The organism is Pseudomonas defluvii (assembly GCF_001695625.1).
Classification (GTDB): domain Bacteria; phylum Pseudomonadota; class Gammaproteobacteria; order Pseudomonadales; family Pseudomonadaceae; genus Aquipseudomonas; species Aquipseudomonas defluvii.
Genome location: NZ_MBPN01000035.1, coordinates 25140 through 46298, shown reverse-complemented (window position 1 = coordinate 46298; position 21159 = coordinate 25140). Strand labels below are relative to the sequence as shown.

The 21159-nt window shown below is 58.2% G+C and carries 20 protein-coding genes and 1 tRNA gene; 17 read left to right on the top strand and 4 right to left on the bottom strand.

Annotation, left to right across the window (positions count from 1 at the left end):
* The 15 genes from tolA to EKA13_RS12085 form a co-directional block, all read left to right on the top strand.
* Positions 1-605, top strand: a 605-nt coding sequence (gene tolA, locus EKA13_RS12155) for a cell envelope integrity protein TolA (protein WP_065759643.1), incomplete at its 5' end; no start/stop codon positions are given.
* A 47-nt stretch (positions 606-652) separates the two neighbouring features.
* A complete protein-coding gene (gene tolB, locus EKA13_RS12150; RefSeq protein ID WP_245704328.1) occupies positions 653-1903 on the top strand; it encodes a Tol-Pal system beta propeller repeat protein TolB in 1251 nt (416 codons plus the stop codon).
* A gap of 52 nt (positions 1904-1955) precedes the next feature.
* On the top strand, positions 1956-2453 hold the full coding sequence (gene pal / locus EKA13_RS12145; protein ID WP_042121796.1) for a peptidoglycan-associated lipoprotein Pal: 498 nt from the start codon (positions 1956-1958) through the stop codon (positions 2451-2453).
* Between the two features lie 6 nt (positions 2454-2459).
* A complete protein-coding gene (ybgF, locus tag EKA13_RS12140) occupies positions 2460-3275 on the top strand; it encodes a tol-pal system protein YbgF (protein ID WP_065759641.1) in 816 nt (271 codons plus the stop codon).
* 158 nt (positions 3276-3433) lie between these two features.
* A complete protein-coding gene (gene queE, locus EKA13_RS12135; RefSeq protein ID WP_065759640.1) occupies positions 3434-4081 on the top strand; it encodes a 7-carboxy-7-deazaguanine synthase QueE in 648 nt (215 codons plus the stop codon).
* 15 nt (positions 4082-4096) lie between these two features.
* Positions 4097-4771 carry a 7-cyano-7-deazaguanine synthase QueC gene (gene queC / locus EKA13_RS12130; protein WP_065759639.1) on the top strand — a complete coding sequence of 225 codons (675 nt, stop codon included), beginning with the start codon at positions 4097-4099 and terminating at the stop codon, positions 4769-4771.
* 60 nt (positions 4772-4831) lie between these two features.
* A tRNA-Lys gene (locus EKA13_RS12125) sits at positions 4832-4907 on the top strand.
* A gap of 805 nt (positions 4908-5712) precedes the next feature.
* Positions 5713-6861 carry a UDP-4-amino-4-deoxy-L-arabinose aminotransferase gene (gene arnB / locus EKA13_RS12120; protein ID WP_065759638.1) on the top strand — a complete coding sequence of 383 codons (1149 nt, stop codon included), beginning with the start codon at positions 5713-5715 and terminating at the stop codon, positions 6859-6861.
* On the top strand, positions 6858-7877 hold the full coding sequence (gene arnC, locus EKA13_RS12115; protein WP_065759637.1) for an undecaprenyl-phosphate 4-deoxy-4-formamido-L-arabinose transferase: 1020 nt from the start codon (positions 6858-6860) through the stop codon (positions 7875-7877). The genes arnB and arnC overlap by 4 nt, the downstream gene beginning before the upstream one ends.
* Positions 7874-9865, top strand: a complete 1992-nt coding sequence (gene arnA / locus EKA13_RS12110) for a bifunctional UDP-4-amino-4-deoxy-L-arabinose formyltransferase/UDP-glucuronic acid oxidase ArnA (protein ID WP_065759636.1) — start codon at positions 7874-7876, stop codon at positions 9863-9865. The genes arnC and arnA overlap by 4 nt, the downstream gene beginning before the upstream one ends.
* Complete coding sequence (gene arnD, locus EKA13_RS12105; RefSeq protein ID WP_065759635.1) at positions 9865-10749, top strand: 4-deoxy-4-formamido-L-arabinose-phosphoundecaprenol deformylase; 885 nt, start codon at positions 9865-9867, stop codon at positions 10747-10749. The genes arnA and arnD overlap by 1 nt, the downstream gene beginning before the upstream one ends.
* The gene (gene arnT / locus EKA13_RS12100; protein ID WP_065759634.1) at positions 10746-12395 is read left to right on the top strand and encodes a lipid IV(A) 4-amino-4-deoxy-L-arabinosyltransferase; all 1650 of its coding nucleotides are present in this window, start codon (positions 10746-10748) and stop codon (positions 12393-12395) included. The genes arnD and arnT overlap by 4 nt, the downstream gene beginning before the upstream one ends.
* On the top strand, positions 12392-12736 hold the full coding sequence (arnE, locus tag EKA13_RS12095; protein ID WP_065759633.1) for a 4-amino-4-deoxy-L-arabinose-phosphoundecaprenol flippase subunit ArnE: 345 nt from the start codon (positions 12392-12394) through the stop codon (positions 12734-12736). Before arnT ends, arnE begins: the two co-directional genes overlap by 4 nt.
* Positions 12733-13140 carry a 4-amino-4-deoxy-L-arabinose-phosphoundecaprenol flippase subunit ArnF gene (arnF, locus tag EKA13_RS12090; protein WP_065759632.1) on the top strand — a complete coding sequence of 136 codons (408 nt, stop codon included), beginning with the start codon at positions 12733-12735 and terminating at the stop codon, positions 13138-13140. The genes arnE and arnF overlap by 4 nt, the downstream gene beginning before the upstream one ends.
* Positions 13137-14516 (top strand): UDP-glucose dehydrogenase family protein, encoded by a 1380-nt coding sequence (locus EKA13_RS12085; protein ID WP_065759631.1) that lies wholly within the window; start codon positions 13137-13139, stop codon positions 14514-14516. The genes arnF and EKA13_RS12085 overlap by 4 nt, the downstream gene beginning before the upstream one ends.
* A gap of 47 nt (positions 14517-14563) precedes the next feature.
* Here the strand turns inward: EKA13_RS12085 and EKA13_RS12080 are convergent, their stop codons facing one another.
* The 4 genes from EKA13_RS12080 to EKA13_RS12065 are packed head-to-tail and all read right to left on the bottom strand — an operon-like array spanning position 14564 to position 19273.
* Positions 14564-15859 (bottom strand): efflux RND transporter periplasmic adaptor subunit, encoded by a 1296-nt coding sequence (locus tag EKA13_RS12080; protein ID WP_083199799.1) that lies wholly within the window; start codon positions 15857-15859, stop codon positions 14564-14566.
* Positions 15843-17333: a TolC family protein gene (locus EKA13_RS12075; protein ID WP_065759629.1), complete on the bottom strand. Its 1491-nt coding sequence runs from the start codon at positions 17331-17333 to the stop codon at positions 15843-15845. The genes EKA13_RS12080 and EKA13_RS12075 overlap by 17 nt, the downstream gene beginning before the upstream one ends.
* A 1-nt stretch (position 17334) precedes the next feature.
* Positions 17335-18543 (bottom strand): ABC transporter permease, encoded by a 1209-nt coding sequence (locus EKA13_RS12070; protein ID WP_065759628.1) that lies wholly within the window; start codon positions 18541-18543, stop codon positions 17335-17337.
* A complete protein-coding gene (locus tag EKA13_RS12065) occupies positions 18536-19273 on the bottom strand; it encodes an ABC transporter ATP-binding protein (RefSeq protein WP_065759627.1) in 738 nt (245 codons plus the stop codon). Before EKA13_RS12065 ends, EKA13_RS12070 begins: the two co-directional genes overlap by 8 nt.
* Before the next feature lie 397 nt (positions 19274-19670).
* Here EKA13_RS12065 and EKA13_RS12060 point away from each other — a divergent pair, with 397 nt between their 5' ends.
* Together EKA13_RS12060 and EKA13_RS12055 are read left to right on the top strand one after the other, a co-directional pair.
* Positions 19671-20555, top strand: a complete 885-nt coding sequence (locus EKA13_RS12060; RefSeq protein WP_245704326.1) for a hypothetical protein — start codon at positions 19671-19673, stop codon at positions 20553-20555.
* A 132-nt stretch (positions 20556-20687) separates the two neighbouring features.
* On the top strand, positions 20688-21137 hold the full coding sequence (locus EKA13_RS12055; protein WP_065759625.1) for a hypothetical protein: 450 nt from the start codon (positions 20688-20690) through the stop codon (positions 21135-21137).
* The last annotated feature ends 22 nt before the right edge of the window (positions 21138-21159 follow it).

Below are 21159 nucleotides of genomic sequence, written 5' to 3'. Positions count from 1 at the left end.
CCGAAGAAGAAGCCAAGAAAAAGGCTGAAGAAGAGGCGAAGAAACAGGCGGCTGAAGAAGCCAAGAAAAAAGCGGCTGAGGACGCCAAGAAAAAGGCAGCCGAAGACGCCAAGAAAGCCGCTGCCGCCGAAGAGGCGAAGAAAAAGGCAGCTGAAGAGGCCAAAAAGAAAGCCGCAGCTGATGCGGCCAAGAAGAAAGCAGTGGAAGCAGCTCGCAAGGCGGCAGAAGACAAGAAGGCTCAGGCGTTGGCCGAGCTGTTGTCCGATACCACCGAGCGGCAGCAGGCGCTGGCCGATGAGCAGGGTGACCAGGTAGCCGGTAGCTTCGATGACCTGATCCGTGCCCGTGCGGCCGAGGGATGGGCGCGTCCGCCTTCTGCTCGCAAGAACATGACGGTGGTCCTGCAGATCGGCATGTTGCCGGACGGTACCATTACCTCTGTGAGTGTTTCTCGTTCCAGTGGTGATGCACCTTTCGACAACTCGGCTGTGGCGGCGGTCAAGAATATTGGTCGCTTAACCGAAATGCAGGGCTTGAAACCGAGCGAATTCAATCCCTATCGTTCATTCAAGATGACATTCACACCTGAGGATCTAGCCTTGTGATTAACCTTCTTAGAGGACTGCTGGTCGTTCTCTGCTGTGCGGCGGGAATGGCCGTTGCAGAGGAAAAGAACATCATGGTCACCAGTGGCAGCGACCGTGCCACGCCAATCGCCGTCGTACCGTTCGGTCTGCAGGGCGGCAGCGTGCTGCCCGAGGACATGGCCGACATCATTGGCAATGACCTGCGCAACTCCGGCTACTACTCGCCGATTCCACGTCAGAACATGATCAGCCTGCCGACCCAGGCCGGTGAAGTGATCTACCGTGACTGGAAAGCGCTGGGTGCCCAGTACATCATGGTCGGCAGCATCGTGCCGTCCGGTGGTCGTCTGCAGGTACAGTACGCGCTGTTCAACGTCGCCACCGAGCAGCAAGTGCTGACCGGCAGCGTTTCGGGCAGCGTCGACCAGTTGCGTGACATGTCGCACTACATCGCCGATCAGTCGTTCGAGAAACTCACCGGTATCAAGGGTGCCTTCTCGACGCGCATGCTCTACGTGACGGCCGAACGCTTCTCGACCAACAACACCCGCTACACCCTGCAGCGTTCGGACTATGACGGTGCCCGCGCGGTGACCCTGTTGCAATCGCGTGAGCCGATTCTGTCGCCGCGTTTCGCGCCAGATGGCAAGCGCATTGCTTATGTGTCGTTCGAACAGAAGCGTCCGCGCATCTTCGTTCAGCACATCGACACTGGTCGTCGTGAGCAGATCACCAACTTCGAAGGCCTCAACGGTGCGCCAGCCTGGTCGCCCGATGGCTCTCGCCTGGCCTTCGTGCTGTCCCGTGACGGCAACCCGGAGATCTATGTGATGAACCTGGGTTCGCGTCAGATGACCCGCGTGACCAACAGCCCGGCCATCGATACCGAACCTTTCTTCGGTAAAGACGGTTCGACCCTGTACTTCACCTCCGATCGTGGCGGCAAGCCACAGATCTATAAAACCACTATCGGCAGCGGTGGCGCCGAGCGTGTGACATTCATCGGTAACTACAACGCCAACCCTAAGTTGTCGGCTGATGAAAAGACATTGGTGATGATTCATCGTCAAGATGGTTTCACCAATTTCAAGGTGGCGGCTCAGGATTTGCAGCGCGGTAGCGTAAAAATCCTCTCAGAGACCAGTCTTGATGAGTCTCCTACTGTTGCGCCTAACGGCACCATGCTAATCTACGCCACCCGCCAGCAGGGCCGGGGAGTCTTGATGCTCGTGTCGCTAAATGGCCGCGTGAGGCTCCCGCTTCCTACCGCTCAAGGCGAAGTTAGAGAACCGTCCTGGTCCCCTTACCTGAACTGACGCGGCGCTTTACGTTGTACTTAACACATTGGGGTTCATTAGGAGTTTCACGATGGAAATGTTGAAGTTTGGTAAGTTTGCTGCGCTGGCTCTGGCCATGGCCGTAGCTGTAGGTTGCTCCTCGAAAGGCGGCGACAACGCTGGCGAAGGCGCTGTCGATCCAAACGCTGGCTACGGTGCCAACACTGGTGCTGTTGACGGCAGCCTGAGCGAAGAAGCTGCTCTGCGCGCAATCACCACCTTCTACTTCGAATACGACAGCTCGGACCTGAAGCCAGAAGCCATGCGCGCTCTGGACGTTCACGCCAAAGACCTGAAAGGCAACGGCGCTCGCGTCGTTCTGGAAGGCAACACCGACGAGCGTGGTACTCGCGAATACAACATGGCTCTGGGCGAGCGTCGTGCGAAAGCTGTTCAGCGCTACCTGGTACTGCAAGGCGTTTCCCCAGCCCAACTGGAACTGGTTTCCTACGGCGAAGAGCGTCCAGTTGCTACCGGCAACGACGAGCAGTCCTGGGCTCAAAACCGTCGCGTCGAACTGCGTAAGTAATTCGATATGCGTACGTGCCGTCGTGCTGTAACCGTCCTGGCTCTCTTCCTGCCTTTGCTGGCCTGGGGTGAGGTTCCTGTTGTTGATGACAACGCTGGCTATAACAGCGCAAGCAGTTATCCGCCCGCGGGTTATGGTACGAACGGCGCCTATGCCGGGGGAGGGGTTTCGGCCCCTGCCTCGGCACAGGGTCAGCTCTTCATGCAACTGCAGCAGATGCAGGAGCAGATAGAGCGTCAGCAGAACAGTATCGAGATTCTGCAAAACGAAGTAGCGCGTCTGAAACAGGAAGGCCTGGAGCGTTACCAGGACCTGGATCGACGCATTGGAAGCGGTGCTGCACCTGCCGCGACTCCTGAGAATTCTGCTGCCGGTGGCGCCAGTGCCGCCGTCGACAATAGCGCAGCGCCGGCTTCTCAGCCTGCTGCCAGCTCCGAGCCGGGTGATCCGGCGAAGGAGAAGCTGTACTACGACGCTGCCTTCGACCTTATCAAGGCCAAGGACTTCGACAAGGCCAGCCAGGCATTCAATGCCTTCCTGCGCAAATACCCGAATAGTCAGTATGCCGGCAATGCCCAGTACTGGTTGGGTGAAGTCAACCTTGCCAAGGGCGACCTGCAAGGTGCAGGTCAGGCCTTTGCAAAGGTCAGCCAGCTGTATCCGAAGCACAACAAGGTGCCGGATTCACTGTATAAACTGGCCGACGTAGAGCGTCGACTGGGGCATACCGATCGCGTCAAGGGCATTCTGCAGCAAGTGGTCAATCAATACCCTGGTACCTCGGCCGCACAACTGGCCCAGCGTGACCTGCAGAAGCTCTAAGTCAACGGCTTAAAAGAAAACCCGCGCTTGTCGCGGGTTTTTTCGTTAGAATTTGCGCCCTTTATTTGAATACGCTGCTGCGAACTACGCGATGACGGGTTCGTAGCGGTGCCTGACGGAGGCGGACAGCCTGTTTAGCTGTTACGCCCGTGGCGACTATGCAAGACACACTACGTATTACCGAAGTTTTTTACTCGTTGCAGGGTGAAACGCGTACCGCTGGCCTGCCCACGGTGTTTGTTCGTCTCACTGGCTGCCCTTTGCGCTGCCAATACTGTGACAGTGCCTATGCTTTCAGTGGCGGCACGTTGCGTACCCTGGACTCCATTCTCGAGCAGGTTGCCGGCTTTCGTCCGCGCTATGTCTGCGTTACTGGCGGTGAGCCTTTAGCGCAACCGAATGCCATCCCGTTGCTACAAAAACTCTGCGATGCCGGCTACGAGGTCTCCCTGGAGACCAGTGGTGCACTGGACATTTCAGCCGTCGACCCGCGTGTTAGTCGCGTCCTTGACCTGAAAACCCCCGGCTCCATGGAAGTGGCGCGCAACCGCTACGAGAACATCGAACTGTTGACGGCCAACGATCAGGTCAAGTTCGTGATCTGTTCGCGCGAAGACTACGACTGGGCCGTTTCCAAGCTCATTCAGTACGGTCTTGATCAGCGGGCGGGGGAGGTGCTGTTTTCGCCAAGCCATCATCAGGTGCGGGCAACTGATCTGGCCGACTGGATCGTGGCTGACAATCTGCCGGTACGTCTCCAGTTGCAGTTGCACAAACTGCTCTGGAATGACGAGCCCGGACGCTGACAGGGGAGTGATGCAATGACTGAGAAACGTGCGGTAATTCTATTGTCCGGCGGCCTGGATTCTGCCACGGTGGTCGCGATGGCCAAGGCAGAAGGCTACAGCTGCTACACCATGAGTTTCGACTACGGCCAGCGCCATCGCGCCGAGCTGGATGCGGCGGCACGGGTTGCCCGTGATCTGGGAGTGGTCGAGCACAAGGTGATCGGCCTGAACCTCAACGGTATTGGTGGCTCGGCCCTGACTGACAGCAGCATCGACGTACCTGAGGCGCCGAGTGAAGGTATCCCGGTGACCTATGTGCCGGCGCGCAATACCGTATTCTTGTCGCTGGCGCTGGGTTGGGCCGAGGTGCTGGAGGCGCGGGATATCTTCATTGGCGTCAACGCGGTGGATTACTCCGGCTATCCGGATTGCCGGCCCGAGTTTATTGAGGCGTTCGAGCGCATGGCCAACCTGGCGACCAAGGCCGGTGTTGAAGGTCAGGGCTTTAGAATTCAAGCGCCGCTGCAGAACTTGAGCAAGGCGCAGATCGTCCAGGCCGGTATTGCCCGGGGTGTCGACTACAGCCTTACCGTTTCTTGCTATCAAGCCGATGAGCAGGGGCGTGCCTGTGGAAAATGTGACAGCTGCCGCCTGCGCGCCGAAGGCTTCAAGGCTGCCGGTGTAGCAGACCCAACGCATTATTTTTGATTTTTTTTACATGAGGTGTTGATTTCTCGTTAGAAATCAGTATTATACGCCTCATCCAACGGGTCGTTAGCTCAGTTGGTAGAGCAGTTGGCTTTTAACCAATTGGTCGTAGGTTCGAATCCTACACGACCCACCACATACAGTCTGATATGTTAAATCCAATTATTGGTTTAACTGGTCAGGCACGAAAAGCCCGCTTCCTTAAAAGGAGCGGGCTTTTTCGTTTCCGGATCTCAGTAGCCTTTTGCATATGCAGGAGCGATCTGCCTGCCAGAGCGCCACGGTTTCTCGTCGCGTATTTACCTTCCCCCTCCGATGTTGATGTTATCGCTGGCGCCCAGCTCGCCTTGAGGCGTTCATCTGGCAACGTTCTTCTGCACATGACGTGCGTTGAGAGGCATCGGGAGTGCACGGTGGCCTGAGCAAGTTCACCCAGGAAAAATCCCTTTCAGTTTTGCCTAGGTCGTCCGGTGTAACTCACCAGGCCTATGAGATTTTTTAAGATTTGTTTAATCAAAGTGGCTCTGCAGATCAGTCTTCAATTGAAGTTTGATTGAATGCGGCGCGATTAAACAAGGCCGTGTGCGTGAAGGACTTTCAGCGTACATGCAGGATCTATTTGAGCGTTCCTGTGCCGCAGTTCCAACATGAATACTTGCTTTGAGCTGGAACCCTGACGTTTCCAACACTGGCTTTTCATCTCTCTTTCATATTTTCGTGCTTACGCTTCACTCGGCTTGCATTGAGTCGCTGAACTATTCCCACCCGTCGGTCCCGTCTACTAACGTCAATGAATGAGTTTTTCTATTGCCGCTGGCTAAGCGGTTGATAGGGTTTTCATTTCTTGAACTACGCTGTCATGGATGATGCATCGCTGGTGCAGTTGTCGTGTTGATTCGAGGGGGGTGACAGCTGCTGTTGTTTACTGACCCGAGGTACACATGAATCAGGCTTTTCTCCCGTTCTCGCGTCCCAGCATTGGCGACGAAGAGGTTGCTGCTGTAGAGCAAGTACTGCGCTCTGGCTGGATTACTACCGGACCGAAAAACCAGGAGTTGGAGCAGCAGTTCGCCGCCTATGTGGGTTGCAAGCATGCCGTAGCGCTGTCTTCGGCTACCGGCGGTATGCACATCACGCTACTGGCACTGGGTATTGGCCCGGGTGATGAAGTGATCACACCCTCCCAGACGTGGGTTTCCACCGCCAACATGATCTGTCTGCTAGGGGCCACGCCGGTATTCGTTGATGTCGACCGCGACACCCTGATGACCGACGCTGTGGCGATTGAAGCCGCCATCACCCCGCGCACCAAAGCAATCATCCCGGTACATTATGCCGGCGCCGCGTTTGACCTTGATCCGCTGTATGCCCTGGCCGACAAGCACGGCATTGCCGTTATCGAAGACGCCGCCCACTCCGCCGGCACCCGTTATCGTGGGCGAGCCATCGGAGCCCAGGGCACGGCGATCTTCTCGTTCCACGCGATCAAGAACATGACCTGTGCTGAAGGTGCGATGTTCGTCACCGACGACCAGAAACTGGCGGACCGGGTACGCATGCTCAAGTTCCATGGCTTGGGTGTCGACGCCTACGACCGCCTGACCGGTGGCCGCAAGCCTCAGGCCCAGGTAGTCGAGCCTGGTTTCAAGTACAACCTGGCCGACATCAATGCCGCCATTGCCCTTGTGCAACTGCAGCGCCTGGATGCAATCAATGCCAAACGCAATGAATTGGCCCAGACCTACCTGCAACGCCTGGAAGGCCTGCCGGTGCAGCCGCTGAGCATGCCGACCTACCCGCAACAGCACGCCTGGCACCTGTTTATCCTGCGTATCGATCCCGAGCGCTGCGGCATGGACCGCGAGGCATTCATGAAAGCCTTGCAGGAGCAGAACATCGGCACGGGCATTCATTTTATTGCCACGCACCTGCATACCTATTACCGCCAACGCTTCCCGGGCGTCCACTTGCCAAATACCGAGTGGAACTCGGCGCGCCTGTGTTCGATACCGCTGTTCCCTGACATGACCCCCGATGACGTCGAGCGCGTTGTCGGTGCCATTGAAACTAGCCTGGCCCTAGTCCATTGAAGCCCTATCCAATTAATTGCGTGTCGGTCGTCATACCGGTCTACAACGAAGAAGAAAGCCTGCCTGAACTACTGCGTCGTACCGAAGCGGCCTGCAAGCAGCTCAAGCAGGCGTATGAAATCGTCTTGGTGGACGACGGGAGTCGTGACAGTTCGGCCGAGCAACTTGAAAACGCGGCGCAGCGCGAGGGCAGCCAAATCGTTGCGGTCATCCTTAACCGCAACTATGGCCAGCACGCGGCGATCATGGCCGGTTTCGAGCAATGCAGGGGCGACCTGGTGATTACGCTCGATGCCGATCTGCAGAACCCGCCGGAAGAAATTCCGCGGCTGGTAGAACAGGCTGAACTGGGCTACGACGTGGTCGCCACCGTGCGCAACAATCGCCAGGACTCCGCCCTGCGTCGCTACCCGTCGAAGCTGATCAACCTGGCCGTGAAGCGTTCCACCGGCGTGGCGATGAGCGATTACGGCTGCATGTTGCGGGCGTATCGCCGCACGGTGGTCGACGCGATGCTGGCTTGCCGCGAGCGCAGTACCTTCATCCCGATTCTGGCCAACAGCTTCGCACGCCATACCACCGAGATCCTGGTACAGCACGCCGAGCGCGAGCACGGTGACTCGAAATACAGCCCGATGCGCCTGATCAACCTGATGTTTGACTTGATCACCTGCATGACCACTACCCCGTTGCGCCTGCTGAGCATCATCGGCTTTGGCATGGCGGTACTGGGCATGTTGTTCGCCGTGCTGCTGATCATCCTGCGTCTGGCCTTTGGTGCGCAGTGGGCCGGCGGCGGGACCTTTGTGTTGTTTGCGGTGCTGTTCGTGTTCACCGGTGGCCAGTTCATCGGTATGGGCCTGCTAGGCGAGTACCTGGGGCGTATGTACGGCGACGTCAGGGCCCGTCCACGGTTTTTCATCGAAAAAGTCTTACGTAACCAACCCGCATCGCCTGCTCCTGTCGCAACTGTCGATGGACTGACTCCCACTCCTACTGACCAGGTTTCGTCATGAGTTCAAATGCCGTTGTCTTCGCTTATCACGATATTGGCTGTGCAGGCATCGAAGCACTGCTTGATGCGGGTATTGAGATTGCTGCCGTGTTTACTCACGCCGACGATCCGAAGGAAAACATCTTCTACGGCTCGGTCGCTCAACTCTGCGCCCGTAAAGGCATTGCGGTGCATGCACCGGAAGACGTCAATCACCCGCTGTGGATCGAGCGTATCGCCAAGCTCAACCCCGACTATCTGTTCTCGTTCTACTACCGCAACCTGCTGGCTGAACCGCTGCTGGCCGTGGCCCGTAAAGGTGCGTTCAACCTGCACGGTTCGCTGCTGCCGACTTACCGGGGGCGTGCTCCGGCCAACTGGGTGCTGGTCAACGGTGAGAAAGAAACCGGTGTGACCCTGCACCGCATGGTCAAGCGTGCCGATGCCGGTGCCATCGTCGCCCAGCAACGCGTGGCCATCGAGCGTTCCGATACTGCGCTTACCCTGCACGGCAAGCTGCGCGAGGCCGCTTCCAGTCTGCTGCGCGACACACTACCGCAACTTATCCAGGGCAAGATCAACGAGACCGCCCAGGACGAGTCCAAGGCCACCGTATTTGGTCGTCGCACTGCCGCCGATGGCAAGCTGCTTTGGGACAAACCGGCGGAAACGCTGTTCAACCTGGTTCGCGCCGTGACCCAGCCCTACCCAGGTGCCTTCGGTGCAGTGGGGGAGCACAAGCTGATCGTCTGGAGCGCAGAGGTAGTCAAGGGCAATGAGGGGCAGGCCCCTGGTCGCGTGATCAGTATCGATCCGTTGCGCATTGCCTGTGGCGAAGACTCGCTGGTGATCACCTCGGGCCAGCGCAACGATAACGGTCTGTTTCTCAGCGGCGCGCAACTGGCTGCCGAACTGGGCCTGGTCGACGGCTCGGTACTGCGTGGTGCCGAATCGGGCCGCGCACCACGTCGTACCCGTGTGCTGATCCTGGGGGTCAACGGCTTCATCGGCAATCACCTGTCCGAACGCCTGCTGCGCGACGGCAAGTATGACGTCTATGGCCTGGACATCGGCTCCGACGCCATTGAGCGTCTGCGCAGCCACCCGAACTTCCACTACGTCGAGGGCGATATCAGCATCCACTCCGAGTGGATCGAGTACCACGTCAAGAAATGCGATGTGGTCTTGCCACTGGTGGCCATTGCCACGCCAATCGAATACACCCGTAACCCGCTTCGCGTGTTCGAGTTGGACTTCGAAGAGAACCTGAAACTGGTTCGCTACTGCGTCAAGTACAACAAACGTGTGATCTTCCCGTCGACCTCCGAAGTCTATGGTATGTGCCAGGATCGGAACTTCGACGAAGACACCTCCAATCTGGTCGTCGGCCCGATCAACAAGCAACGCTGGATCTACTCGATTTCCAAGCAACTGCTGGACCGCGTGATCTGGGCCTACGGCGCCAAGGGCCTGAATTTCACCCTGTTCCGTCCGTTCAACTGGATCGGGCCGCGTCTGGACCGCCTGGGCTCGGCACGTATCGGCAGTTCGCGAGCCATTACCCAACTGATTCTCAACCTGGTGGAAGGCACGCCGATCCGGCTGTTTGATGGGGGTGAACAGAAGCGCTGCTTCACCGACATCGCCGACGGTGTCGAAGCCTTGGCACGCATCGTCGACAACGAAAACGACGTCTGCAACGGCCAGATCATCAACATCGGCAACCCGGACAACGAAGCCAGCATCCGTCAGTTGGGCGAAGAACTGCTGCGTCAGTTCGAAGCTCATCCGTTGCGCGCCAACTTCCCTCCGTTCGCCGGTTTCCGCGATGTAGAGAGCAAGGCCTTCTATGGTGCCGGCTACCAGGACGTGGTGCACCGCAAGCCAAGCATCCAGAACGCCAAGCGCCTGCTGAACTGGGAACCAACCGTTGAAATGAGCGAGACGATCGGCAACACGCTGGACTTCTTCCTGCGCGAAGCCATGCTCGAAATTGCGGATAAGCGCTGATGCAGGCAGCTCTTCGAATCGATGTAGACACGTATCGAGGCACGCGTGAGGGGGTGCCTCGGCTGTTGGAAATACTCGATGAGGAGCAGGTCAAGGCAACGTTTTTTTTCAGCGTTGGCCCGGACAATATGGGGCGCCATGTGTGGCGCCTGATCCGCCCTCAATTTCTCTGGAAAATGCTCCGTTCCAACGCTCCAGGCTTGTACGGGTGGGACATTTTGCTGGCCGGTACCGCTTGGCCGGGCAAGCCGATTGGCCGTGATCTGGGGCACTTGATGCGTCAGGCCGCAGCGGCTGGCCATGAAGTCGGCTTGCACGCGTGGGATCACTATGGCTGGCAGGCCAATGCCGGACGCTGGAGCGATGCCCAATTGACCGAGCAGATTCGCCGCGGCGTAGACACCCTCAGCGATATTCTCGGCCAGCCCGTCAACTGTTCGGCGTCTGCTGGATGGCGGGCGGACGAGCGCGTCATTGAGGTCAAGGAGCGCTTCGGCTTTCGTTACAACAGCGACTGCCGTGGGCAAAGCCTGTTTCGGCCACGGCTGACAGATGGCAAACCCGGCACGCCGCAAATTCCGGTCGACTTGCCAACCTACGATGAGGTGGTAGGGCTAGTCGTCTCTGCCGAGGCTTTCAACGCCTTCATTCTTGGTCGGTTCAGCCCCTCGGCGCTGAACGTCTACACCATCCATGCTGAAGTCGAAGGTATTCTGATGGCCGACCATTTCCGTCAACTGCTGATTGCTGCACGCTCGCATGAGATCCGGTTCCAGCCCCTGGGTAACCTGCTGCCCGTCGACCCGAGCAGCCTGCCTCAGGGCCGTGTGCTGCGCGGAACCCTTGAGGGGCGTGAAGGCTGGCTGGGGGTGCAAGGGGCATGAGCAAACGTTGGGCCCTGCCCCTATTGTTGATTGCATTCGTCTTGGCCTACCTGGTGCCGCTGGGCACCCATGGCCTATGGATCCCGGATGAAACCCGTTACGCCCAGATCAGTCAGGAAATGCTCCTGAGCGGTAACTGGGTGTCGCCGCATTTCTTGGGGCTGCGCTATTTCGAGAAGCCGATTGCCGGCTACTGGATGATCGCCATCGGCCAGGTGGTGTTCGGTGACAACTTGTTCGGTGTGCGCATTGCCTCAGCCCTCACCACAGGCCTGAGCGTTGTCCTGACTTACATCATTGCCCGCCGATTGTGGAACGACCCGCGCAAGAGCGTTGCCAGTGCTCTGCTCTACATGAGCTTTGTGGTGGTGGCGGGGCAAGGTGGCTATGCCAACCTCGATCCGCAATTCACCTTCTGGGTCAACCTGAGCCTGGTGGCCCTGTGGTTTGCCCTCGATACGCCATCCCGTGGTTCACGCTTGATTGGCTGGGCCGTGCTAGGGCTGGCCTGCGGCATGGGCTTCATGACGAAGGGGTTTCTTGCCTGGCTGCTGCCGGTGCTGATCGCGCTGCCCTACATGATCTGGCAGAAGCGCTGGCGCGAACTGTTGGTCTACGGGCCGATAGCCATCGCCGTGGCGATTGTTGTCAGCTTGCCGTGGGCGCTGGCAGTGCATGGTCAAGAGCCGGACTATTGGCGGTTCTTCTTCTGGAATGAGCACATTCGTCGTTTCTCTGCCGATGACGCCCAGCACGCCTCGCCGTGGTGGTTCTATCTACCGTTGCTGGTGGCCTTCAGCTTGCCATGGGTGGCGTTCCTGCCAGCCTCGCTCCAGCAGGCCTGGAGCACCCGGCGTCAGGCAGGCACCGGTTTCCTGTTGCTATGGTTGGTCCTGCCGTTGGCTTTCTTCAGCCTGAGCAAGGGCAAGCTGCCGACCTATATCTTGCCGTGCCTGTTGCCACTGGCACTGTTGATGGCCAGTACGCTGGTGGACCGTCTGAAACAGGGGCAAAGCCGCCTGTTCAAGGTCAATGGCGTGCTGAATCTGGCCATCGGCCTGCTGACGTTGTTGGCGATTGTCTACCTGCAGCTGAAAAAGCCGGTGTACGTCGATGAGATGAACAACCTGGTCCTGGTGTTCATTGTGATTCTGGCCTGGGTCCTGGCCAACCTGATGCAAATCGTCCGACCTTTGAGCACCTGGGCTGCGCCGGCCATTGGCAGCCTTTTGCTGGTGGCTATCTTGCCGGCCGCGTTACCGCACTCAGTGGTCTACAGTAAGACGCCAGACCAGTTCGTCCTGGAACACCTCGAAGAGTTGAGCCAGACCAAGCATCTGTTGAGCAACGATCTGGGGGCGGCTTCGGCCCTGGCTTGGCGTCTACAACGCCCGGACGTTGCGTTGTACAACACCATCGGCGAAGTGAAGTATGGCCTGCAGTACCCGGATGCTGCCACACGTCGGGTCGACGTCGACCAAGTACAACAGTGGATGAGCGAGGCTCGCAAGATCGGCCCGGTGGGTGTGGTGATGCGGGTCAAGGGTGAGGATGAAGTGCGTGAAGCCGAATTGCTGCCTAAAGAGGGCAAGCGTTACGAGCGCGGCAGCATCATCATTTTGATAATCCCGCAGAGTGCGCCATGACCTGGGCCTTGCTGTTGGGGGCATGCCTGCTGACCTGCATGGGCCAGATCGCCCAGAAATATGCCGTGGAAAGCTGGCGCGGCGTCGAGTCGGGCCTGGGCGCGAAACTGCTCTCGCCCTGGTTATGGCTGGCGCTGGCCTGCCTGGGTGCTGGCTTGCTGGTGTGGCTGCTGGTGTTGCAGCGTCTGGAAGTCGGTATCGCTTATCCGATGCTCAGTCTCAACTTTGTACTGATTACCTTGGCCGCCCGTTTCGTGTTTCACGAGACTATCGATCGTCGTCATGGGATCGGTATGGTACTGGTGATTGCCGGCGTCGTGTTGCTGGGGCAGCACGCATGAGTCAGGGGCGTGGAATCGCTTTTGCCATGGGCAGCGTGTTGCTGGTCAGTGGCGCCCAGTTGGGCATGCGTTGGGGCATGAGTCACCTGCCGCAACCGGATCAATGGTTGATGGCGTTGGGCAATGGTGCGGTGGATGGGCTGGCACTGGGCGTGGTCATGTTGTCGATCTTCGCCTACGCGCTGTCGATGCTGTGCTGGCTGGCGGCCCTGCGGGACTTGCCTTTGGCCCGAGCCTATTCGCTGTTGAGCATCAGCTACGCGCTGGTGTACCTGCTGGCAGCCAGCTTGCCGTTGTTCAACGAACAGTTCAGTTTGTTCAAAACCCTGGGTGTGGCATTCGTCATGCTGGGGGTCATTACCATTAACTCGTCACGTGTAACTCGTCCTCGAGACTCCGTATGAAAATCAGCGTAATTGGTAGTGGTTATGTAGGCCTGGTTCAAGCAACTGTCCTGGCTGAAGTGGGTCACGATGTTGTGTGCATGGACGTCGATAAGCACAAGATCAAGATGCTGCAAAAGGGCCATGTCACGATCTTCGAGCCCGGTCTTGAGAGCATGGTGCGGGACAACCTGGACAGCGGTCGCCTGCAGTTCACCAGTGATCAGAAAATGGCTATCCAGCATGGTCAGGTGCTGTTCATTGCTGTCGGGACGCCGTCGGATGAAGACGGTTCGGCTGACCTCAAGTACGTATTGTCGGTGGGCGATGCAGTGGCCCGCTACCGGGTCGAGCCATTGATCCTGGTGGAGAAGTCCACCGTGCCGGTCGGCACCGGCGACACCTTGCGCGCCCACATCGAAGAGGCCTTGGGCAAGGCCGGACGCGGCCTTGAGTTCGACATTGTTTCCAACCCCGAATTCCTCAAGGAGGGCTCGGCCGTCAGCGACTGCCGTCGTCCAGACCGCATTGTGATCGGTTGCGACCGTGAAGAAGTGCGCGAGGTCATGCGTGAACTTTATGCGCCATTCAACCGCAACCACGACCGCACCATTTTCATGGACCTGCGCAGCGCCGAACTGACCAAGTACGCCGCCAACTGCATGCTGGCCACCAAGATCAGTTTCATCAACCAGATCGCCGAGCTGGCCGAACATCTGGGCGCCGACATTGAAGCCGTGCGTATGGGCATTGGTGCCGATCCGCGCATTGGTTACCACTTCATCTACCCAGGCTGTGGCTATGGCGGTTCGTGCTTCCCCAAGGACATGCGCGCGCTGATCCACAGTGCCCAGTTGGCCAACTGCTCCAGTGACCTGTTGCAAGCGGTCGAGGCCATCAACCAGCGGCAGAAGCACAAGCTGTTCGAGCGTATCAATGCGTTCTACAAGGGCGACCTGCGCGGCAAGACCTTTGCCCTGTGGGGGCTGGCCTTCAAACCTAACACCGATGACATGCGCTATGCACCAAGCCGGGTGCTAATGGAAGCCCTGTGGGCGGCCGGTGCACAGGTGCGGGCCTTCGACCCTGAAGCCATGCAGGAAACCCAGCGCCTGTATCCGGACCAGCCTAACCTGTCGCTGATGGGGACCCCGGAGTCAGCCCTGGCCGGTGCCGACGCCCTGATCGTGTGCACCGAATGGCAACAGTTCAAGGCTCCTGACTTCAATGCCATCAAATCGCGTCTGAAGGCACCGGTGATTTTTGACGGTCGCAACCTCTACGACATTGAGCGCATGGCACGTGCAGGCTTCACCTACTTCCCGATGGGCCGTGGTGAGTCGCACAATTTGCCGGTTCCTCAGCAGCAGGTTCCGGCTCCAACCACTGTCGCCTAGGAGGCTGGGTATACCCCTCTTCACCGGCAAGGGCCCGTCAGCTAGCGTTACGGAGGGACGCTGTTCCGGCTTATTGGCATTTCGATGTAGCCCGGTGTGAGGCCAAAGACTTCGACACCTTGAGGAACAGCGCGTCCGGTTGTGACAAAGACCTTCTGCGGTATCTGTTCACGATGCGGTTGGTGGCGTACGAACGTCCGCCCTTCATGATCACGTCTAAGTGCGGCCACCGGTATCGCGATCGCGTTTTCAGCGTGATAGGTGACGATTGCCAGGCGCGCACTCATTCCCAGGCGCACGCGTTGCTGTTGGGCTTGAGTCAGTGGGTCGAGGGTCGCGACCACCCCGTAGCTGGCGCCGGCTCCATACGTTTCTGACGGTAGGCGCTGTGCACTGATGGCTGAGATCTTGCCTGTCAGCGTCATGCCGAGAAAGCCATCACCGATGATCCGCACACGCATGCCTTCGCTCAACTGGTGCAGGTCGGCTTCTTCAACTCGGGTCACGGCGTTGATTTGTTCGAGGCTGACCAACTCGAACAAGGGCATACCCTGAGTGGCGCGGATGCCTTGCTGGATAGCGGTGGTGGTGTTTTCGTCCTGTTTGCGTGGGCGCAGGATGATCCCCGCGAACGGTGCGCGTAGCTCGCGTTGAGCATGCAGCGCAACCAGTGCCTGGTAGCGTGATTGGGCGTTGGCACACTCCATTTCGGCGATCTGTCGATGTTCGCCTTTGCCCTTTTCGAGTGTGGCGCTCAGTTCGGCCTGTGAAGCGGCCAGGTCGAGTGTTTGCATGCGGGCTTGTTGCTCAAGGGCTTCGACTTCCATTCGGGCCACGATGCCGCGATCGAACAGGCGCCGGGTGTCGGTGAGCTTGTTGCGCGTATCGCTCAGGCTCAGTTGGGCGTTGGTCACGGATCGACGGGCGCGGGCCACATCGGCGCTTTGCGGCCAGTTCTGCATTTCTTCCAGGGCGCGCTGAGCGTTGAGTTGCACGGCCAGTGCCTCGCGTAACTGAATCTCCAGTTGCGAGCTGTCGAGCGTCAGCAGGAGCTGGCCTAGCTCGACGCGCTGGCCTTCGGTAACGGAAACGCTGTGTACTAACCCTTCAAAGGGCGCAGCAAGGGTCAACCGTGTCGCGGCTTCCAAACGCCCGATGAGGCCCAACTGGTTTTCTAGTATTTGCGGTTTTACTTGCAGCCAGTCGCTTCCAGGCGGTGAGCCTGGTGGCCTTGCGTGGTACACGAGTGTGATTGCCAGCAACATCAGGCTCAGTGCGCCCGCCAGCCAGTATCGCGCCTGACGTGTGCGTGGAAACAAGTAGCGCTTAGTCGTTGAGGTCAATGTCCCAGCTCTCCAGCGTTGTGCCCAGTGTCTGGTCCAGTTGGGCTTGTGTGTTGAGATAGGCAATCAGTGCATTGAGGCGTGTGCTTTCCGCTGTTCGCAAATCGGCTTCAAAACTCAGTACCTGAAAGTTGCTGGAGCGACCGGCTTGCAGTTTCTCGCGTTCGATATCGAGTTTTCGGCGTGACAGCTCGCGCGCACGTTGTGCGATTTCATACTGGCGCCAGCGGGTGCCGAGGTTGCGCACAGCATCGCCGACATCGCGTTCGAGCAACTGGCGCGTTTCGCTTAGGCGAATGTCCTGGGTTTCGACGTTGACTCGGGCGCGCACTTCAGCTTGGCGTCGGCTCAGGTCGCCAATGGGGATCTCGACCTGTAGGCCGGCATAACCCTCCCAGGTGTGGTCGGATGCGTAGCCGCGTTCACCCGGGTAGCGGCTACGGGCCTGGGTGGCAGCACCAATGAGCGATAGGTCCCATAGTCGTTCATTGCGGGCCACCGTGAGGTTGACAGCGGCTTGCTCGATTGCGATCAACTGGGTGAGGTAGGTGGGTTGCTGGTTTTGTGCAACCGCTAGAGCCTCGGCCAGCCCGAAGTCTGTGCGTGTCACGTCAAGGCGTTCAATGGCCTGTACCGGTGTTTGCAGATCGAGCGCCAGCAGGTGCAGTAACTCGAGCCGGCTAGCGTCGAGTTGGTTGGAGGCTTCTTCGACAGCGAGTTCCTGTGTCGCCACGTCCGCTTCGGTCTGCACGAGTTCGAACTCGGCCATGCGCCCAGAGGCGATCATGACCTTGTTGGCATCCAGTAGCTGGCGTGAGCGCGCCAGTGCTTCGCGGGTGATGCGCAACTGTTCTTGTGCACGCAGCAGTTCGCGGTAAGCAGTGATGATCTGGGTGACGGTGCTTGAGACGGTTGCTTTCAGGTTGAGGCGATTGACCTGCTCGGCAAGTTCGGCCAAGCGTATGGGCGCGGTTGCCACCTCGCGCCCTGCGCCGCGGAGCAGGGGCTGGATGACGCTGAACGTTGCGCCATCGTTGTGTGTGCGACCAGCGTGGTTCGCCTGGGTAAGGTGATGACGCCATGACAGGCTGAACTGTGTTCCATATTCGCCAAGCAGCGTGGTTGAAGGGGCGACTTCGTTTTGCCGGTAGTGGTCATCCTGGTTGCGCGTAGCCAGGTGGCGGCTGCTTAGCACCAGTTTTGGCGTGAAGCGGTCTTTTTCCACACGTAGATCGAATTTCTGCACGATGCGTTCGAAGTACGCGCTACGGATCGCGTGATTGTTACGCAGACCTAGCAGTACCGCTTCGTTCAAGGCCAGCGCTATCGTTTGTTCATTCGCGGAAAGGCTCTTGTCGGGGGGGCTGGCTTGCGTGGGTGACAAACGTTCGGCGCATGCGTTTGTCGTAAACAGCAGCAGGTGGACCACGCCCACCAACAGGTAACGGGTCGCAGTGCTGGGACGTGCGCACATGTCAGTCATCACGCAGCGCCGTCACGGGTTGCAGGGCGGCCGCACGCTGTGCCGGATGGAGGCCGAAGACCAGTGTACTCAGTAGCGAGCTGGCGATGCCCATTGGCAGCGAGGTCATTGATAGTGAAAATGACCACCCCGATAGCGTCACAAACATCCAGGCAGCGGCCACGCCGAACAAGGCGCCAGCCAACGCGCCGACCACGGCCAATGCCATGGCCTCCAGCAGGAAGAGGCTGGCGATATCGCGTGGTCGGGCACCGATTGCCATGCGTATGCCGATTTCTTGCCGCCGTTCGGACACGTTCATGACCATCACGTTCATGATGCCCACACCACCGACCAGCAGTGAAATACCAGCCAGCCCGAGGAGCAGGTAGGAAAAGGTTCGGGCCTGTCGTTCCAGCCCATCCAGCAACTGCTGGGGAATTTGCACCTGTACGGTGTGGCCTGGCGCCTTGCGGGCCAGGTAATCACGCAGCGCGTTGGCATCTTCAGCCAGGCGCTCACTCTGTAGCCCCTTGGCGATGATGCTGTTGATCTCGGGGGTGGGTGTTATTCGTCTCATCCCCTCGATAGGCAGGAGGATCGCCTCGTCCACGGGAATGGGTATGAGTGGGTTGTGCCCATGCTCGGCCAGGATGCCGATGATCTCAAACAGGTAGCCCTCAATCGCCACGGGATCCTGATTGTTCAGCGTGCTTACGTTCAGCGCTCTGGCTGCTTGTGCACCCAGCACCGCGTAGGTGCTCTGCTGATCGTAAGGGGAGAGGAATCTACCGTGACTGAGCTGCAGGCCCAATACACCTTCCAGTTCGTGGGAGGTGCCTATGACACTCAAGGGATAGGCTTGGCCGTCGATGTGGACGGTCGTCGAATAGAGTATGGCCGGCGCGATTTCACGAAGACCTGGGACGGCGTGTTTCACAAGCTGGGTGTCCAGTGTGGCAGGTGCGGGGCGCGTGACCGTGCCGGGCGTGGCGGTGAAGCTGCCTACCATTACATCGCTACCCAGGCCCTTGAATGTGCGGATGGCTTCGTGGGCCGCGTTGTGGCCTATGTTCAGCAGTGCGACCACCGAGGCGCAACCTGCTGCGATCCCCAGCAGGGCCAGCAGTGCGCGGCGCCCAAGCAGGCGCAGGCTGCTCAGGGGTTCGCTCAGTGTTTGGCGCAAGGATGGCCCGTAGCTGTTTGGCCGTGCGTCAGGCATGTGCTGGGTTCGGATACTGTTCAAGCAGATGCCCGTCTTTGACCAGCAGGCAGCGCTGCAGTGTCTGGGCCAGTGATTCGTCGTGGGTGACGATCACGAGGGTGACGCCCTGTTCTCGATTCAAGGCCTGTAACAGCGCTAGCACTTCCCCAGCGGTGGCGCTGTCGAGGTTGCCGGTGGGTTCGTCGGCCAGAATCAGGTCGGGGCGGCCGACCAGGGCCCGAGCAATGGCTATGCGCTGGCGTTGTCCGCCGGACAGCTCTGCCGGGCGATGATGGGCGCGATTGGCCAGGCCGACACGCGTGACCTCCTGTAGGGCGAGGCACTGTGCCTCTGCGTGCCCGTACCCTCGATAGCGCAGGGGCAGTGCCACGTTTTCCAGTGCGCTAAGGCGAGGGAGCAGGTTGAAGCTCTGGAATACGAACCCGATGCGCTGGTTGCGTGTTTGGGCACGTATGTGCGCCTTGGCGCGGGTCATGTCGTGCCCGTCGAGTAACAGGCGACCGGATGTGGGCTGGTCAAGCAGGCCAATGATATTGAGCAGCGTGCTTTTCCCTGAACCGGAAGCGCCGACGATTGCGCAGCTTTGTCCTCGCATGATGGACAGCGACACGTTGTGAAGTGTTGGCCGAAGCCCGGCCGCTGTTGAGTAGGTGTAGCCGATACTTTCCAGCTGTAGAAGGTTTTCGCCTGGCGAGGCGGTTGTGTGGTTGTTTCCGTTGTTCGGCACGGCCTGCTCCAAAGTATTTATCTAGTTTTCTATGGTTTTTGTGAGTCAGGCAATAAACAAGGTGTTGATGAGTGGTGGGTAGAGTTATTCAGAAGGCTAGCGCAGGTTTAATTGTCGATGCGTGCTGTCTTGGTTTTGCTAGGTGTTGGCTGTTTATTTTATGCCTGGTTGTTTGTATGAATATTCTGATATTCGAGAATTTTCTTTGGGTATGAAAAGGTATTGTTCGTGAAAAGGGTTGACGTTATTTGTTGTGCCGACTAAGAATTGCAGCCGGTTACAGCGATAGCAGCAGTTGTGGCAACGTTCTTTACGGTTGTAAATAGCGTGATGAGGTCAGGCTGCAATGTGGTCGGCTTATTTCAAGGGCGCATTGCAAGTGTGATAAGCCGAAGGCATGTCTGTGTCGCTGGAACGCTTCGCGTTAAATAAATACGCAGGGAGGGCCGCCATGGTTGGCGTTACAGGCTATACATCTTTTTCCGGTACCAGTGCGCTGACCCGGGCCAGCCCAAGCTTGCCCGTTAGCACCGACGACACAGCGTGCTCCGCTGCAGTCATCCCGCCAGCGAGTGATGCAAGTACGGTGTCTACGCTGGCTCGGCAGCTCAGCGAGGCGGCTGCTCGCGCCGAGGCGCGCGATGCTGGGCTTGATTACAAGGCGTTGGGTGAGGCGGCAAAAGTGCTGTTGAATCAAATATCGGGTGATAGCTATACACTCAACAAGGCTCGGCACGATGCGGAGCTGCCGAACAGTGATGACCCAGAACTGCTGGAGCGGGCCAGGCAGGCAACCGATTTCGTCAACAGTCGTTACCCAGGCTCCAACATCGTCGGCAAGAATCCTTTCGCGGGCATGTCACGAGATCAACTGGTTCTGATTGCCTATGACGATAGCGGTGCTTTTACAGTCAATGAGCGACGCGCAGCACTGTGCGAGAGTCTGAATCAGGAATACGAGTGGCGTCGGATGGTGCTGGCAAAAGGTGACGCTGAATACAACAGTACCGGCAAGCTCACCAGCTTTTTCACCGAGGTGCTTGAGCATTATGAAAGTCTGCCGGCTATCGAGCAGGCACAGTACCCTGGCAATTATGTGAGCCAGTTGCAGGGATGGATTGACAGCGGTTTCAACTACATCACTCACCAGTCTGAGGGCAACGCTACGACCTTGGTCGGGTTACTCGAAGAGTGGATGGCTTCAGCGTCGTCCCAACAAAATGATGCAACGGATTACCTGCCCGCTAGAACAGGTGATGGGGCTGCGAACAAACGCAGTTGAGTGAACGGCGCAATCAGGCGCAGTCAGTTAGGGTTATCGAGAAATCGTAAGTTCAGCATTGCTTTTGGCGTCGCTCCAAGAAGTGTCGCTGTAATTTAATAATGCCTGTTCAATCACGTGGAGACATGAAATATGAATGTACATAAGGTGGTGCTTGCGCTGTTTTCGATCGTTACTTTGTTTGCTGCAGGTGCGGCGCATGCTGGGCCTAAGGTTATGGTGACCTTTAAGAATAACGCTATCTCAGATGCTGCATATGTAATAGAGACGTCAAATGAGGCTAGTACCAATGTAAATGCTTCGCCAAAGCCGGCTGCTTTGGTTGATTATGGAGGGGCGGATACCTACTATGTTCAAAGCAATGTCTCTCCTGATACAAATTTCGCTGCTGTCCGCTACAAGGTTGGCGGCAAAACCTGTGCATTTACCACGACGTATGTGAATACATACAACTCAAGCGGTATCAAGGTACCGTCCTGGAACAAGACGTCTACCCCCAGTGGTGGTGCCACGTGTACCGCGACTATCACGTCGACCAATTACACGAGTCACGAGTGGTCGGTAGAGTTTGCAATGAAGTAATCATCCCTATGGTCGGCGCTGT